We start from the raw sequence: 15,393 nt of genomic DNA, 5'->3' as shown, positions 1-15,393 counted from the left end.
CGGTGGAGGAGGCGTTCATGGGGCTGAAGGGGGAATTGAGGGTGTTATGTTACCACGACTGAGTGCGGCGGGCACTCTTTCTCACGATTCAACGCAGGCGGGAGCGTTGGGAGAGCCATGCCCTTGTTGTGGCGGCATCTTGGGGTTCTCGATAATGAGGGGCTCTGCCGTGAGCGCTGATCGACGGACAGGAGTGTCCATCGTACTTTCCCCTTACTTCGCGTGCCAGATTTTGACGTCGTCGAAGAGGGCCCCGGGGCCATTGACGGTGAAGTGGAAGCTGCTCTTGGTTTCGTGGGCGATGCCGGGGGATTTGAGGTAGGTGATGGGTTTGCCGTCCATGCTGACGCGGAGCGCGTCGCCTTTGAGTTCGATGGTGACCTGATACCATTTTTGCTGCTCGAGCTTGGGGACGGTGGCGGAGGAGCCGCGGCCTTCGAGGAGTTTGTCGGCGTCCTTTTTGTGCGCGGGGTCTTTGCGCATTTCGTAGATGTCGTTGCGCATGACGCCTTCTTTGTCATCGCCGATGCGGATTTGCGTGGGGGCAAAGGCGACGCGGCAGATGTGGCCGGCATGGGAGCCTTTGAACTTTTGATCGTCGAAAACGGCGTTGAAGCCGGTGGAGCCGACGAGTTGGAAGCGGAACTCTACGACAACGTCCTTCATGGGTTTATAGACACGACCGACGGCACCGTGATCGGCGCGGGTCTGCCAGCCTTTGAGCTCGCCGCCTTCGATGGCGAAGGTGGGGATGAGGGACTTCCACTCGCCGAGGCCTTTGCGCTCGAAGTTGTCGTCCAGGATGAGTTCGCCTTTTTGTGCGATGGGTTCGGCGGGGATGTCTGCGGCGGTGCAGAGAGCCGCAAGGGAGAGGAAGGCGAGGAGTTTCATGGTGGTGGTGGCGCTGGGAAACGTGAGGCCAAGGAGGATGTTGCGCGGGAGCACTGAATTCAGGGAGGAGGAGTATGAGGAAGAGGAGGAGGAAAATTTTGGCGGCTCGTTCGTGTTGGGGTTTGCGTGGGCGCTGGACTCATCTCGCGGAGCGAGATGAGTACTGTACGTTCTGCGTGTCGAGGACCTGGCCTGCGAGGCTCTTGATTTCGATCTTCATGGGCGACTTCGGTTTGAAGGTGAGGAGGATGTAGCTGTGCTCGCTGGCGAAGAAAGAGGAATTGGGGTCGGGGTACTTGTCGCCGTTGCCCTTGAGGGCGGTGTTGTAATAGGGGAAGCCGTCCACCATGGCGCGCTCGGCGAAATAGCCGAATCCGGTGATGACGGCGGAGCCTTGCTGAAACAGGCGGCCCCACTCGCCTTTCAGCTGGCTGCGCATGGTGGCGTTGCGTTCGTTTTGAATGGTGATGGTGTGACCGGAGTACGGCGCCTCCATTTGCTGGCGGTACCAGGCGAGCTGGGCGGAGGCCGCATCGAAGGGATGACCGGTCTGCCAGGTGGTGCCCATGTCCTGAATGTGTTCGAGATCGAGGGCGATGAAACGGGCGTTGAAGTCGGGAAAGGAAAGAGCCCAGTTCCATTCAGTGCCAGGCAGCGCGAAGAATTCGCGGTAGGCGGTGGCGTCCACGTCGTAAACGGCCTCCGGAGGTGGCTTGGGACCACGCGAACGGATTTCGCGATCATGATTGCCAAGCACCGGCATGAAAGGGGTGCTGCTGAAGAGTTCTGGCTGGGAGTCGATCAGGGCGCTGAAGGCTTTGGTGCCTTCCCTGCCCTGCTGGTGGAGGCTGGCGACGTTGTCGCCTGCGGTCATGAGGACATGCGGGTCGTCTTTGATCAGGGCGGAGAGGTCGGGCTGAGCGAAGCCCCAGTCGCCGACGACGGCGACGCGAAGTTCTTTGGTGGGCATGGCTTTCAGATGGTGAACTTCAGACGTCTCCGTTCCAGAGCCCACCTGATAGTAAAGAAACAGGTCTTCGCTTTGCGGAAGCGGGATTTCCATGTGATGAAGCGTGACCGCTTCGTCTTCATCGATGCTGGTTTTAAAACGAGGGCTGGTGCCGAACGCAATGGTGGACTTCGAGGGACGCTCGGTTTCCCAGTTCACGGTGATGTGCGTCGGTTTTTCACGCTGAAAGGTCAGCCAGATGCGCTGGATGGCGGCGGCATGGGCGGAGGTGCAGAGCAGGACAAAGAAGAGGACAGGGCGGAGCATGGGCTAGATAACGGAGAGAATCGCGAACATTGAACACTCAACGACGAGCAGAAGCTGATGCACGATGCCGATGGAGTGTGAGCTGGAGGGCGCCAGGCCAGCGGAAGGAACGGCCGCTTTCCAGAACGAGCTAAAGCTCAGGACTACTTTTGATGGGGCTACACGGTCCTTGATCCGCAGGCCATTAAGGGATACTTTCATTTACTTGGCTGTGATCTTTGAGATCAAGGCCTGCTCTTTGAAAAATTTCCTGCGGTGTTCGTTTTCGAGCTTTGTGGCCCGGCCCGATTCATCAACTGCGGGGGCTGCGCACTGAAGTGACATGTCATGCCTTTACTGGAAGACAGAGCTTCATCATGCGGGTTCCCACCTGGTCTCATGGGATACGTGAGCCCTTTGTATTCGGACGGCACATGTGGGTTTGAAAGCGTCCCGGCTCCGCCCGGGGCGCTTTCTTTTTTTCAAGACGTGATGGCTGGCTGTGCGCCGCCGCTGGAAAACACTTTCCAATTTACGGGCTGGCAGCCCGTATCACGTGCTCAAGCTTTCGGCTTTTTCTCCGGCAGAGGCTTGGGGTCGGTGTCGCCGATTTTTTCGGCGGGGCGGACGATGACGCCGACGGGCATGGAGGCTTTTTCCATGTTGAGGAGCTGGCTGACGGTGACGAACTGATACCCCTTGGCCAGGAGCTGATCGAACATCCCGGGCATGGCGGTGATGGTAGGGGGATGGATGTCATGCGAGAGCATGATGGCACCGGGATGAGCACCATTGACGAGTCGGCTGGTCACAGCAGCGACACCGGGGCGGCGCCAGTCCTGGGGATCGACCGACCACATGATGGTGGAGTAGCCGAACTCGGAGAACATGAGGTCTTTGATGCGGGAATTGATGGCACCATAGGGAGGGCGGACGAGATGCGGGCGCACACCGGCGACTTCGAAGACAGCGTCTTCGGATTTTTTCAGCTCGCTGCGGATCTGATCATCGGAACGGCTGGTGAGGCTGCAATGGGTCCAGGTGTGATTGCCGATTTCGTGGCCTTCCTCAATGATGCGGCGGACGATGTTCGGGTACATCTTCACCTGCTGGCCGATGAGGAAGAAGGTGCACTTGATGTTCCGCTCCTTGAGGATGTCCAGCAGCTTGGGAGTCAGGCTGGGGTGCGGGCCGTCGTCAAAGGTCATGGCCAGGGTCTTCTGGCTGATCTTGGCGGAGGAGTAGGAGATGCGCGCACCTGCAGGCGGCACGACGGGCATGGAGGAGGGATTGTTGAGGCGCTTGACCAGCGGGTTCTCCTTTTCGACGAAGGGAGTCGCCTTGCGCGCTTCGGAGACGTCGATCTTGTCCGGCTTTGCAGCCTTGGGTGTTGAGCAGCCGGACTGGGCCGTCAACATGATGCCAAACCAAATGCTAAAGTACATGCGTGGGGTGATCACAAGGTATGGAGAGTAAGGGGTGAAGGACGGACGCGAAAGCTGGATTTTGTGAAAACCGGGGAGGTTCTTGAATTTTTTTGGCAGCGTCCATCATATTCGAAGTTCACGCCATGCGCCTGGTGGCAGGTCATCCGGGAGGGTGAAGCCGCCGATGCTCTCGCGGTGAAGGCTGACCACTCGATTTCCCACGCGGTGAAACATGCGCTTCACCTGATGATAGCGGCCTTCGTGCAGCGTGAGACGGGCACGGCGTTCGCCGAGAAGGACAAGTTCAGCGGGAAGTGTGGTGATGTCCTCAGTGTGGAAATAAAAGCCACGGGCGAAGGCCTCGACGGCATCCGGAGCGATGGGGTCCTGGGTTTCGACGAGATAAACCTTGGGCACCTTTTCCTCCGCAGTCATGAGGCTTTTGGACCAGCGGCCATCATTGGTGAGCAGGACGAGGCCGGAGGTGCTGCGATCGAGACGGCCGGCGATGTGCAGGGTGTGCTTCTCGGGGTCGTCAATCAAATCGATCACGGTGGGATGGGTGTCGTCCTTGGTGGCGCTGAGGATGCCGACGGGCTTGTGCAGCATGATGTAGAGAGAACGCTCCGGACGCTGGACCACTGCATCATCAATCTCCACGCGAGTGAAACGATCCACAGGATGGTGGCCATCGGTCACGATCGCGCCATTCACGCGCACACGCCTGGCCGCGATGGCAAGGTGTGCGGACTGCCTGCCCTGAGACTGATAACTGGCAATGAGTCGGTCCAATTTCATGCGACGTGCTTCATGAGAGGAGACAAGTAGACGCCATGTGACGATTCGGCCACATGCGTTTGTGACGAAAAACTCACTGCCAATTTTGTGACCAGCAAGCAGCGGCAAAGCCCGCCGAGATGGCCATGAGTGGCGCCCATGTTTACACGAATAAGAGCCGCCCTCGCGACGGTGCTGCTGGGCGCAACGCAGTTTGCATCAGGTCATGGTTCGTTCCATGAAATGATGGAAGAACTGGCGATCGAGCTGAAGGATCGGCCGGAAGATTCCACGCTCTATGTGCGGCGCACGCGCATGTACCTGGAGCATGAGGACTGGAAGGCGGCGCTGATCGACATCGAGCATGCGGAGCGGCTGGGAAGTGACACGAGCGAGCTGGATCTGCTGCGTGCGCAAGCCCTGACGCAAGGAGGCATGCACACCCAGGCGGAGGCGCTGCTGGCAGACTACCTGCAGACACATGCGGAGCATGGCGTGGCATTGACGGCGCATGCGCGAGTGCTGGCGAAAATGGAGAGAGCCGAGGAGTCGCTGAAAGCCTACCGCGCTGCGCTGAGGCGCACGGCCGATCCGGAGCCGGACTTGTACCAGGAGGTGGCGCAAGCACTGGCCACGCAGAAGCTGCACGCCGAGGCGGTGGAGGTGCTGCAGCTGGGCATCGCAAGACGGGGGAATGTGCCCGCACTGGTGCTGAAGGCGATGGAGATGGAAATTGCGACGGGGCGTTTTGATGAAGCTCTGAAAAGGATCGATGCCATGCAGCAGCAGGCACCGCGACCCGAACCGTGGATGGCGAGGCGTGCCGCGCTGCTGACGCAGGCAGGGCGCAAGGGGGAGGCACGCGAAGCCTGGGCCGCACTGCGCGACCGCATCCTCGCGCTGCCCAATCTGGAGCGCGGCTCCCACTCGATGAGCCTCATTCTCGAAGAGGCGCAAAAGGCGCTGGCTGCGCCCGCCCCCTCCGATCCTCAGACCGTGACCACTATCCCATGAAATCCCCGCAACTGTTTGCCCTCTTTCTGACCACCCTCGCCTGCGTGACCAGCGTGAGGGCGGCGAATTTCAACGGCGTCTTCCAGGAGAATTTTGACACCATGGGCACCGCTGGCACTGCGCCGCCATCCGGATGGTCGGTGTATGGTGCGTTTGGCGGCGCCAGCACCACCTGGACGAGCAGCATCCCGGCCAGTGGTGTGGCGGGTGGCACACAGACCACCGCTCTGACAGCCGCCACGGCATACACCGGCACGAGCAATACGAACGGCTTCAACTACGCGACCACCACCGCGACCAGCGACCGATGCCTGGGCACGTCTCCCACAACGGGTCAGGGCGTGGCGCTGCAGCTTTCGCTGACGAATACGAGCGGGGCTGCCATCAGCGCCTTTCAGATCAGCTATGACACGCGGAGATTCACCGCGCCCGCCACGGCCAATGAACTGCCGGGCTACTGGCTCTTCTACAGTCTGGACAATGGAACGACGTGGGCCAACGTCTCCGCGACGAATCCCACGATCACTACGGTTCCGAACACGACCGGTGTCAGCGTGATGGCGCCGTCCACCGTCACGCTCGGCACGGCCTGGGCCACCAACGGCACCCTGCTCCTGCGCTGGGTGGATGACAATTCGCAGCAGACCTCGCCGGACCAGGTGATGGGATTGGACAACGTGACGATCTCGCTGCCGGTGACGACCGCAGGAAACCAGGCCCTGGCATTCAACGACACCCGTTACGTGACCATGGGCGCCGCAACAGCAACGCTGGGTGCGAGCAACCTGACGCTGGAGTGCTGGTTCAAACGCACCGGCACGGGCACCACGACTTCCACGGGCACCGGTGGCGTGACCGCAGCGATCCCGCTCATCACCAAAGGGCGCTCGGAAGCAGACGGCAGCAATGTGGACTGCAACTACTTCTTTGGCATCGACTCCGCTACGAACAAACTGTGCGCGGATTTTGAGGCGCAGGCGGGCGTAAGCGGAATCACCGCGGGTCAGAACTACCCGATCACCGGCACCACGGTCATCCAAAACAACACGTGGTACCACGCGGCGGTGACGTATGACACGAGCACATGGACCTGGAAGATCTACCTCAACGGCGTGCTCGACGCGTCCTTCACCAACGCCACGGGCGCAGCGCCACGGAATGACAGCATTCAGCATTTTGCCATCGGCACGGCGCTGAACTCCAGCGGCGTGTCGTCCGGTGCATTCCAGGGCGTCATCGACGAAGTGCGGGTGTGGAATGTGGCACGCACCGGGGCGCAGATCTCCGCCAGCAAAAGCGCCGAGATCACCACCGCCACCACGGGACTGCTGGCACGCTACGGACTGAACGAAGGCAGCGGCACTTCGGCCAATAACAGCGTGGGCACCGCGGGCGCTCCTCTGGGAGCGCTGACCAACAGTCCGATGTGGGTGGATGGCGCCCCCTTCAATGCAAACGCAGCCCCGACCGTGGCGCTCACGGCACCGGCCAATGGCACTGCGGCTACGGTGAGCGCGGGTGTCTCTCTGGCGGCAACGGCGAGTGACAGTGACGGGAACGTGACGCAGGTGGAGTTTCTGCGCGATGGCAGCGTGGTGGGTACGGATGCGACGTCTCCTTACACCTTTACGGATTCCTCGGTGACCGCCGGGGTGCACAGCTATGCGGCGCGCGCCACAGATGATGGCAACGCCGTGACGACCAGCAGCACGGTCTCTGTGAGCGTGCTGACCGATGCGACCCGCACCGGGCTGCTGTTTGACGGGGTGAACGACTACGTGACAATGGGCGTGGCGCCGGAGCTGAATGCGGGCGGGCCGCCATCGAACGGATTCACGCTGGAGTGCTGGTTCCGCAAGGAAGGCACCGGCATCACCTCAAGCTCGGGAAACGGAGGCGTGTCGGGTGTGCCACTGTTTGGCAAGGGACGCGGGGAGGCGGAGAACAGCAATGTGGACTGCAATTACTTCTTTGGCATCAGCACCAGCGGGCTGCTGGTGGCGGACTTTGAAGCGTATCCTGCCACGGGAATCACCAGCGGACAAAACTATCCCATCACGGGGACGAACACACCGATCGCCAACAATGTCTGGCACCATGCGGCGGTGACGTATGATGGCAACACAGCCACGTGGACAATGTATCTGGACGGCGTGGCCTGCGGCACCGCCGCTGCGGCGGCAGGCGCACTGCCGCGCTATGATTCCATCCAGCATTTCGGCATCGGGGCCGCGTTTACTTCGACAGGAGTGGCGGAGGGCGCGTTTGCAGGACGCATCGATGAAGTGCGAGTGTGGAATTATGCGCGCAGCGCGAGCGAGATCGCGGGTGCGAAGGATTCTGAAATCGCCAGCGCGACGGGATTGATCGGCCGCTACGGTTTGAACGAGGGAACGGGAACGACTGTGGCGAACAGTGTGGGCACAGGCAGTCCGGCCGGGACAATGACGAACGGTCCGATCTGGGTGGATGGCGCCTCCTTTACGCCGAACACGCTGCCGACGATCACGCTTGATGCACCGACGGCTGCATACTCGGGCATGGCACCGGCGACGGTGCACTTTGCCGCGACGGCTGCTGACTCCGACGGCACGGTGGCGAAGGTGGAGTACTACAATGGGACGACGAAGGTCGGAGAGGCGACCACGGCGCCGTATGCGTTTGACTGGACTGGAGTGGCTGCTGGCAGCTACACCGTGGGAGCCAAGGTGATCGACAACCAAGGTGGAACGACTGCTTCAGCGACGGTGGTGATCACTGTTTCACCGAATTCCAATCAGGCACCGACGATTACACTCGCTTCGCCGGCCAACAATGCGACGGGAATAGGCAGCAGCACGACGCTGAATGTCTCTCTGAGCGACCCAGAGGGCGATGCGATGGCGGTGACTTTCTATGGCCGCAAAACGACGCCTGCGACTGCTGGCGCGGATTTCAGCCTGATCGCCGTTCCGGACACGCAGTTTTATTCGGAGAACGCGGGGCACAATGCCTCCGGCGGCAGCTCGGGTGCGGTGATCGGCCTGTACAATGCGCAGACGCAGTGGATGGTGGACAATCGAGCCACGCGCAACATCGCCTTCGTCAGCCACATGGGAGACATCGTGCAGAATGGAGACACGAAGGAACAGGAGTGGGTCAACGCCGACGGAGCGATGAAGAAGATCGAGAACCTGACCACGACACTGCGGCCCTATGGCATCCCCTGGGGAGGCGCGCCGGGGAACCACGATTTTGGCACGGGCGGCGGCACGGGAACGACGACCTTCTTCAACCAGTACTTTGGCACCAGCCGGTGGGCGGGCCGGAACTATTACGGCGGCAACTTTGGCACGAACAACAACAGCAACTATGAACTTTTCAGCGCGAGCGGACTTGATTTCATCATTCTGCATCTGGAGTACAACGCGGGCGCGGTGAGCGGCTACCAGGCCATGCTGGACTGGGCGGATGCACTGCTGAAAGCCTACCCCAACCGCCGGGCGATCGTGATGAGCCACTGGATTGTCAACACGGGCAATCCGGCGACCTTCAGCACGCAGGGCCAGGCGATCTATGACAATCTGAAGGACAATCCCAACCTGTTCCTGATGCTGTGCGGCCATGTGAATGGGGAGGGCCGGCGCAGCGACGTGTATCAAGGGCGCACTGTTTACAGCATCCTGCAGGATTACCAGGACATCGTGGACGGCGGACGTGGATTCCTGCGCATCTACACGTTCTCGCCTGCAAACAACCAGATCACTGTAGAAAGCTACTCGCCGGTGCTGGACCGGGCGGTGAATGCCAGCGACAGCGTGCCCTCCTGGACGGCGGCCTACACGCTGCCCTACAACATGCAGAGCGCCGTGACGGACTGGATCCCGCTGGGCTCTGCGAATGTGGCGGCGGGCGGCACGAGCGCCGCGCTGAACTGGACGGGACTGGAAGCGGGCGGGAGCTACGAGTGGTATGCCAGTGTTACGGACACCATCAACACCGTGAGCAGCGCGACGGGTCGATTCAGCACGGCGGCGAACGCGGCGCCCACCGTGGCCATCACATCGCCGAGCGATGGTTCGGGCGTGGGTTTGAACACGACGATCAACATTGCCGCCAATGCCGCGGATGCAGACGGCACGGTGACGAAGGTGGAGTTTTTTGACGGCAGCACGAAGATCGGCACAGACACGAGCGCGCCTTTCACCTTTGCGTGGACGGGAGCCACATCCGGGAACCATACGCTGAGCGCGGTGGCGACAGACGATGCAGGCAGCAGCACGCTCTCCGCGCTGATCGCAATTTCTGTGAACAATAATCCGCCAACCGTGGCTCTAACCGAGCCCGATCCCGGCGAGATCTTTGATGCACCGGCGTCGATCTACATGACGGCGGACGCCAGCGACAGTGACGGCACGGTGGCCAAGGTGGAATATTACGCCAACGGCACAAAGGTGGGCGAAGCCAGCACCTTTCCCTACGCGTTTCAGTGGAACGGCGTCTCCACGGGCAGCTACACACTGACGGCCAAGGCGATTGACGACGGCGGTGCGTTCACCCTTTCAGCCGCGCTCAATGTGAGCGTGACAAACCTCGACAATGTGGCCCCTTCCGTGAGCATCACCTCGCCGGCGGGTGGCGTGGCCTACGCGGGCAACATCACCATTACGGCGGACAGCACGGACACGGACGGAACCGTGAGCAAGGTGGAGTTTTTCAATGGAGCGACGAAACTCGGCGAAGACACGACCGCGCCTTTCAGCTTTGTGTGGAGCAGCGTGACAGAGGGAGCGTACACGCTCACTGCAAAGGCCACGGACAATGACAATGCGGTGACGACTTCCGCGGCGGTGAACATCACCGTGCAGAATGCGCCGCTGACATTTTCGGAAAACTTTGACTCCATGGGCACCAGCGGAACGACAGCGCCCAGCGGATGGTCGATGAAAAATGCCAACAGCGGCACCACGAACGCCACCTGGACGGACTCCATTCCGATCCCGGGCAACGGGACCAACAGTGTTGCCGCCATGGTGGCCGCATCCGGGGCGCTCACAGCAAACAACGCCCCCAGCGCCGCCAACAACAACGGCTACAACGCCCAGGGCGCGAGCAGCACGGACCGCGTGCTATGCACCTCGCCCACGTCCGTGGCCGGAGTGGCCATCCAGTGGCAGGTGACGAATACGGGGGCCACGACCGTGACGGCACTGCGCATCGGCTATGACATGCGGCGCTACACTGCTGCATCCACGGCGAACGAACTGCCGGGCTACTGGCTTTTCTACAGCCTCGACGGCGGCACCACGTGGAGCAACATTTCAGCATTGAATCCCACTCTGAGCGGGACCGGTGTGCAGGTGCCAAACTCTGTGGGCGTCACGACCGTAGCGCCAACGGATTTCACTTTGAGCAGCGGCTGGGCGCCGGGCGCGGCACTGCTGCTGCGCTGGGTGGATGACAATGCGGTGGCCACCTCTCCGGACCAGATCATCGGCCTGGACAACGTGACGCTGTCAGCGGTCGGAGCACAGATTGGCAATGCACCAACGGTAGCACTCACAACGCCGCTCGCGACTGACAGCTTCACGGCACCGGCCACGGTCAACATCGCCGCGAATGCGAGTGACAGCGACGGCACGATCACGAAGGTGGAGTTTTACAACGGCGCGACCAAGCTGGGAGAATCCACATCTTCCCCCTTCACCTATGCGTGGAGCAGCGTGGTTTCCGGAAGCTACAGCCTCACCGCACGCGCCACGGACAACGATGGAAACATCACGATCTCGAGCGCTGTGAGCATCGTTGTGAACGCCGCGCCCGGCTCAGGCACGCTTACGCGTGCGGCGTATCTGCAGCAGGCGGGACCGACGACGATGACCATTCGCTGGCGCAGCAGCCAGAGCATCGCGGGGCGGGTGAAATATGGAGCGACGGCCGCTGCGCTGACCAGCACGGCGGATGAAGCGGCCTCTGTGACGGATCATGAAGTCACGCTCACCGGCCTCACTCCCAACACGACGTACTTCTACAGCGTAGGGTCCGCGTTTGACACACTGGCCGGCGGAGATGCGGCGCACACTTTTACCACGCCACCGGTGGCGGGCAGCACACCGAACACGCGCATCTGGGTGCTGGGTGACGCGGGCACCGGCACCGCCAGCCAGACGAGTGTGAGGGACGCCTTCTACACGTGGACTGGTGCACGAGATCCGAACTTGGTGCTCGAACTCGGCGACAACGCGTACAACTCGGGGCTGGACAGCGAGTTCCAGTCCAAGGTCTTCGACATCTACGGCAGCCTCATGAAGCGCGTGCCGTTCTGGTCCTGCCTGGGCAATCACGAGACGAATCAGGCGACCTCTTTCGTGGACACCTATCCCTACTTCTCAGTGTACACGCTGCCGAAGAATGGCGAATGCGGCGGCGTGTCTTCGGGCACGGAGCACTACAACTCCTTCGACTACGGCAACATCCACTTCATCAATCTGGACTCGATGACGGCCAGCCGCTCCGCCACGGGAGCGATGGCCACATGGCTGACCAACGATCTGGCCAGCACCACGCGCACCTGGATCATCTGCTTCTTCCACCATCCGCCCTACACCAAGGGCTCGCACAATTCCGACACTGAGACGGAGCTGGTGCAAATGCGCTCAAACATCCTGCCGATCCTCGAAGCAGGCGGCGTGGATCTGGTGCTTAGCGGTCACAGTCACTGCTATGAGCGCTCGTATTTGCTCGATGGTCACTACGGACTTTCCACCACGCTGACGCCCGCGATGAAGAAGAATTCAGGTGATGGCCGCACCACGGGCAACGGCGCCTACGTGAAGCCGCTGACAGGTCCGCGCGACCACTTTGGCGCGGTGTACAGCGTGACAGGATCAGCGGGCCAGACCAGCGGAGGATCGCTGAACCATCCCGCGCACTTCATCAGCCTGAACAATCTCGGCTCCCTGGTGCTGGATGTGAACGGCAACACGCTGAACGCGACCTTTCTGCGCGAAACGGGTGTGGCCAATGACACCTTCACCCTCATTAAACAGGGCGCCGCAGACAGTGACGGCGATGGTTTGACGGATGAGTTTGAGATCGCCCACGGGCTTAACCGCAACAGCGCTGGTGATGCCACAACCGACAGTGATGGCGATGGTGTAAGCAACCTCGTGGAATTTGCCTTTGGCACGAATCCGGGTGCGAGCGACAATGGCAAGCTCGAAGTGGTCAATGGCGTGATCGCGAAGCGCGGGCAGCCGGATGTCTCGATCACCAACACGGCCAATGGGGTGGATTTCCGCGCGGCTTTCTGCCGGTTAAAGGACCAGTCCACCGCGGGACTGACCTACACGGTGCAGTTCAGCTCTGATCTGACCACCTGGCAGTCCAGCACTGTGACACCCACAATCACCGCGGATGACGGGACCTACCAGGTCGTCACGGTGAAATATCCATTCTTCGTCAACGGCCAGAAGGCCCGCTTCTTCCGAGTCGCGGTTACCGCGAACTGATCTCCTGCCATATGAAACGTCTCCTCTCCCTGGTCTTTTTCTCGTTCGTTCTGGGTCACTCCGCGCACGCTGCTGTGATCTACAGCGGCCTGCAAAACATCGCCATTCCCACGACGTTTGACGGCGTGTATATCAACATCGACAACGCCGCCACGAGCACCTCCACCATCACAGGCTGGGACATCAACCCCTTCTTTGGCGGAGCGGGCATCGCCAACAGCGCCTCATTTCAACCAGCGCGAACCGGGACGGGAAACACCGATCCTGTGGTGAACTTTAGCGCGGGGGATCTCATCAGCGGCGGGTTGTTTTATTCCTCCGGCTTTGGCGGCTCGGGAGATCCGAACTCGCATCTTGGAGCGGGCGTGGGTCAGTTCGCCGTGGGACAGGAAGGGTATCTGGGCTTTCGCTTCAGCACGGATGCAAGCAGCGGCCCTTACTATGGCTGGATGCGGGTGATCTTCACGAACGACACAGCCGGCGGTGTGATCGAAGACTGGTCCTATGATGATTCGGGTGCGGCCATCAGCATCCCTGTGGCAGCGGCACCGGAGCCCGGGCGGGCGATGTTTTTGCTGCTCGGGGGCTGCGCATTGTGCGTGCGCAGGCTGCGCAGAGCTTAGGAACCGGATTCCGGCCAAAGCCTTACCACGCGATGGTCGCTCAAATTTCGCCGAAGTGCTTTTCGCGCATCTGTACGATGGCATCGAGCATCTGCTCAGCTTCGCCGCGCAGTTTGGCGTCCAGGCTGGAGGCGCTGCGATTGTAGCGGCGGAAGAGAAGTTTAAGCTGAGCCTTGATCTCTTCTTTGGGCATCTTGGGGGTGATGCCGCAGAGCTCTTCAGGGCTCTTGGGCGCCTCGGCCCTGGCTGCAGCAGGAGCGCTCTTCTGGACCTTTTCCAGCAGCGTTCCTTCTTTGGCCGATTTGGCCGCGGGTTTGGGGGCTTCGGCGGCCTTGGCACCGCTGAGCGACTTGGAGAGAGATTTGAGGATCTTGAACATAGGCTGGCTCCTTCAATGAATGGCTGATTATTCGATGCGCATGGCACGGAGGTGGGCACTGCGGCGCTTGAGCTCCTCGTCGGAAAGCACGCCGGCGCCCTTGTAGGTCACGGCGACTTCCTTGCTGCGACCGGACTGCTTGTCCACCACGAGCGCGCGCACGCGCTGATTCTCGTCGTAGCTGAAGGTCACGGCGACTTCGCAGCCTTTGGGACGGTTTGGCGGCACGTCCAGAGTGAGGCGGCCGATGACGTCCACGAACTTGGCGTCCTCGTCCTCGCCCTGGGTGATATCCACTTCGATGACGCGCTCGTTGTCCTCGGAAGTCTGATAGACCTGGGTGCGCGAGCAGGGGATGGGGGTGTTCTTGGGAATGACGATGGAGTTCATCAGCTTTTCCTCCTTCGTCTTCGCATTGTACACCATGGCCAGGGTGCCGTAGCTGGCATTGCAGACTTCCTGGATGCGGGAAGATTTTTTGGCAAACAGGGCGGCGCCAAGGGCCACACACTCGTCCACGTTGCCGCAGGACTTGGGCACCTTGCCGAACATTTTTTCCAGCATGGACTTCACCTTGGGGATGCGGGTGGAGCCGCCCACGAGCACGACGTGGTCGATGTCCGAGGTTTTAAGCTTGGCGGAATCCAGCGCCTGCTCCACCAGGAAGACCGTGCGGGTGAGCATGCCGCGGATCATCTTTTCGAAATGGTCGCGGCTCAGGTCGATGCGGGCGATGCCGCTGTTCTGGTCGTTTGCCACCGTGTCGTTCACACGCTGGAGCTTGGAGAGCATCTTCTTGGCATCCTCCGTGGCCTGCAGCACGCGGCGGCGGTGGCGCTCATCACTGTAGAGCGCCGCGCCGGTCTGCTTGGTGTACTGCTCGGCGTAGGCCTCGAGCAGGATGTCGTCAAAGTTGCTGCCGCCGAGGTGGCGGGCGCCTTCGGAGGTGAGGATTTTGATGTTGTCTCCCTCCACCTCGAGGATGGTGGTGTCCAATGTGCCACCACCGAGGTCAAAGACGAGGATGCGGCCCTTCACCCCCTGCGAGTGGGCATAGTAAACAGCAGCGGCGGTGGGCTCGTTCACCAGACGCTTCACCTTCATGCCAGCCATTTCAGCGGCGGCGATGGTGCTCTTGCGCGCCAGTTCATTGAAGTTGGCAGGGACGGTGATGACGACTTCGTTGATGTCTCCGCAGATTTTGGAGCAGTCGCGCTTGAGCTTGGAGAGGATGAGCGCGGAGATTTCCGCCGGGGTCCATTTCTTGCCGTCGATCTCGACGAGATGCTCCGGATCGTCCATGTAGCGCTTGATCTGGAAGATGGTGCGGTCTGGCTCCCCACCATCACGTGCGGCGCTGCCCACGAGCTTCACATCTTCATGGGAATCGAAGAACACGACGGAATGGGTCAGGCGCTCGCCATCGGCATTGGGCACGATTTCAGGATTGCCATCAGGTTTCAGGTAGGCCAGCCCGGAGAGGGTGGTGCCAAGGTCGATTCCAACGTATTCAGCCATAACGATGTGTATAAAAAGG

At 60.9% G+C, this 15,393-nt stretch carries 9 protein-coding genes and 1 other RNA gene; 4 read left to right on the top strand and 6 right to left on the bottom strand.

Annotated features, from left to right (window positions below; all coding sequences use genetic code 11):
• Positions 1-213 precede the first annotated feature (213 nt).
• Both ACILSR_RS07200 and ACILSR_RS07195 read right to left on the bottom strand, forming a co-directional pair.
• Positions 214-891 carry a hypothetical protein gene (locus ACILSR_RS07200; protein WP_395749063.1) on the bottom strand — a complete coding sequence of 226 codons (678 nt, stop codon included), beginning with the start codon at positions 889-891 and terminating at the stop codon, positions 214-216.
• 139 nt (positions 892-1,030) lie between these two features.
• Positions 1,031-2,167: a metallophosphoesterase family protein gene (locus tag ACILSR_RS07195; protein ID WP_395749062.1), complete on the bottom strand. Its 1,137-nt coding sequence runs from the start codon at positions 2,165-2,167 to the stop codon at positions 1,031-1,033.
• Positions 2,168-2,411: 244 nt separating this feature from the next.
• On the opposite strand from ACILSR_RS07195, the gene ssrS reads away from it, so the two are divergent.
• A non-coding RNA gene (gene ssrS, locus ACILSR_RS07190) (6S RNA) lies at positions 2,412-2,593 on the top strand.
• Between the two features lie 113 nt (positions 2,594-2,706).
• On the opposite strand, the gene ACILSR_RS07185 is transcribed toward ssrS, so the two are convergent.
• Together ACILSR_RS07185 and ACILSR_RS07180 are read right to left on the bottom strand one after the other, a co-directional pair.
• The gene (locus ACILSR_RS07185; RefSeq protein WP_395749061.1) at positions 2,707-3,591 is read right to left on the bottom strand and encodes a polysaccharide deacetylase family protein; all 885 of its coding nucleotides are present in this window, start codon (positions 3,589-3,591) and stop codon (positions 2,707-2,709) included.
• Between the two features lie 105 nt (positions 3,592-3,696).
• Positions 3,697-4,371, bottom strand: a complete 675-nt coding sequence (locus ACILSR_RS07180) for a pseudouridine synthase (RefSeq protein WP_395749060.1) — start codon at positions 4,369-4,371, stop codon at positions 3,697-3,699.
• A gap of 138 nt (positions 4,372-4,509) precedes the next feature.
• Between ACILSR_RS07180 and ACILSR_RS07175 the strand changes: the two genes are divergently transcribed.
• From ACILSR_RS07175 to ACILSR_RS07165, 3 genes are read left to right on the top strand one after another with little or no spacing between them, the layout of a single operon-like run.
• Positions 4,510-5,364 (top strand): hypothetical protein, encoded by an 855-nt coding sequence (locus ACILSR_RS07175; protein ID WP_395749059.1) that lies wholly within the window; start codon positions 4,510-4,512, stop codon positions 5,362-5,364.
• The gene (locus tag ACILSR_RS07170) at positions 5,361-12,854 is read left to right on the top strand and encodes an Ig-like domain-containing protein (protein ID WP_395749058.1); all 7,494 of its coding nucleotides are present in this window, start codon (positions 5,361-5,363) and stop codon (positions 12,852-12,854) included. Before ACILSR_RS07175 ends, ACILSR_RS07170 begins: the two co-directional genes overlap by 4 nt.
• Positions 12,855-12,865: 11 nt before the next feature.
• Positions 12,866-13,477 carry a hypothetical protein gene (locus ACILSR_RS07165; protein ID WP_395749057.1) on the top strand — a complete coding sequence of 204 codons (612 nt, stop codon included), beginning with the start codon at positions 12,866-12,868 and terminating at the stop codon, positions 13,475-13,477.
• Between the two features lie 40 nt (positions 13,478-13,517).
• Here the strand turns inward: ACILSR_RS07165 and ACILSR_RS07160 are convergent, their stop codons facing one another.
• Entirely contained in the window at positions 13,518-13,856 is a 339-nt protein-coding gene (locus ACILSR_RS07160) for a hypothetical protein (protein WP_395749056.1), read from the bottom strand.
• Between the two features lie 27 nt (positions 13,857-13,883).
• On the bottom strand, positions 13,884-15,374 hold the full coding sequence (locus ACILSR_RS07155; protein ID WP_395749055.1) for an Hsp70 family protein: 1,491 nt from the start codon (positions 15,372-15,374) through the stop codon (positions 13,884-13,886).
• Positions 15,375-15,393 lie beyond the last annotated feature (19 nt).

Source organism: Prosthecobacter sp. (assembly GCF_044222565.1).
Classification (GTDB): Bacteria; Verrucomicrobiota; Verrucomicrobiia; order Verrucomicrobiales; family Verrucomicrobiaceae; genus Prosthecobacter.
This window is presented reverse-complemented; position numbering and strand designations above follow the sequence as displayed.

Coding starts and splice junctions, on each gene's coding strand:
- ACILSR_RS07200 (WP_395749063.1), bottom strand. CDS start 891: ATGAAACTCCTCGCCTTCCTCTCCCTTGCGGCTCTCTGCACCGCCGCA.
- ACILSR_RS07195 (WP_395749062.1), bottom strand. CDS start 2,167: ATGCTCCGCCCTGTCCTCTTCTTTGTCCTGCTCTGCACCTCCGCCCAT.
- ACILSR_RS07185 (WP_395749061.1), bottom strand. CDS start 3,591: ATGTACTTTAGCATTTGGTTTGGCATCATGTTGACGGCCCAGTCCGGC.
- ACILSR_RS07180 (WP_395749060.1), bottom strand. CDS start 4,371: ATGAAATTGGACCGACTCATTGCCAGTTATCAGTCTCAGGGCAGGCAG.
- ACILSR_RS07175 (WP_395749059.1), top strand. CDS start 4,510: ATGTTTACACGAATAAGAGCCGCCCTCGCGACGGTGCTGCTGGGCGCA.
- ACILSR_RS07170 (WP_395749058.1), top strand. CDS start 5,361: ATGAAATCCCCGCAACTGTTTGCCCTCTTTCTGACCACCCTCGCCTGC.
- ACILSR_RS07165 (WP_395749057.1), top strand. CDS start 12,866: ATGAAACGTCTCCTCTCCCTGGTCTTTTTCTCGTTCGTTCTGGGTCAC.
- ACILSR_RS07160 (WP_395749056.1), bottom strand. CDS start 13,856: ATGTTCAAGATCCTCAAATCTCTCTCCAAGTCGCTCAGCGGTGCCAAG.
- ACILSR_RS07155 (WP_395749055.1), bottom strand. CDS start 15,374: ATGGCTGAATACGTTGGAATCGACCTTGGCACCACCCTCTCCGGGCTG.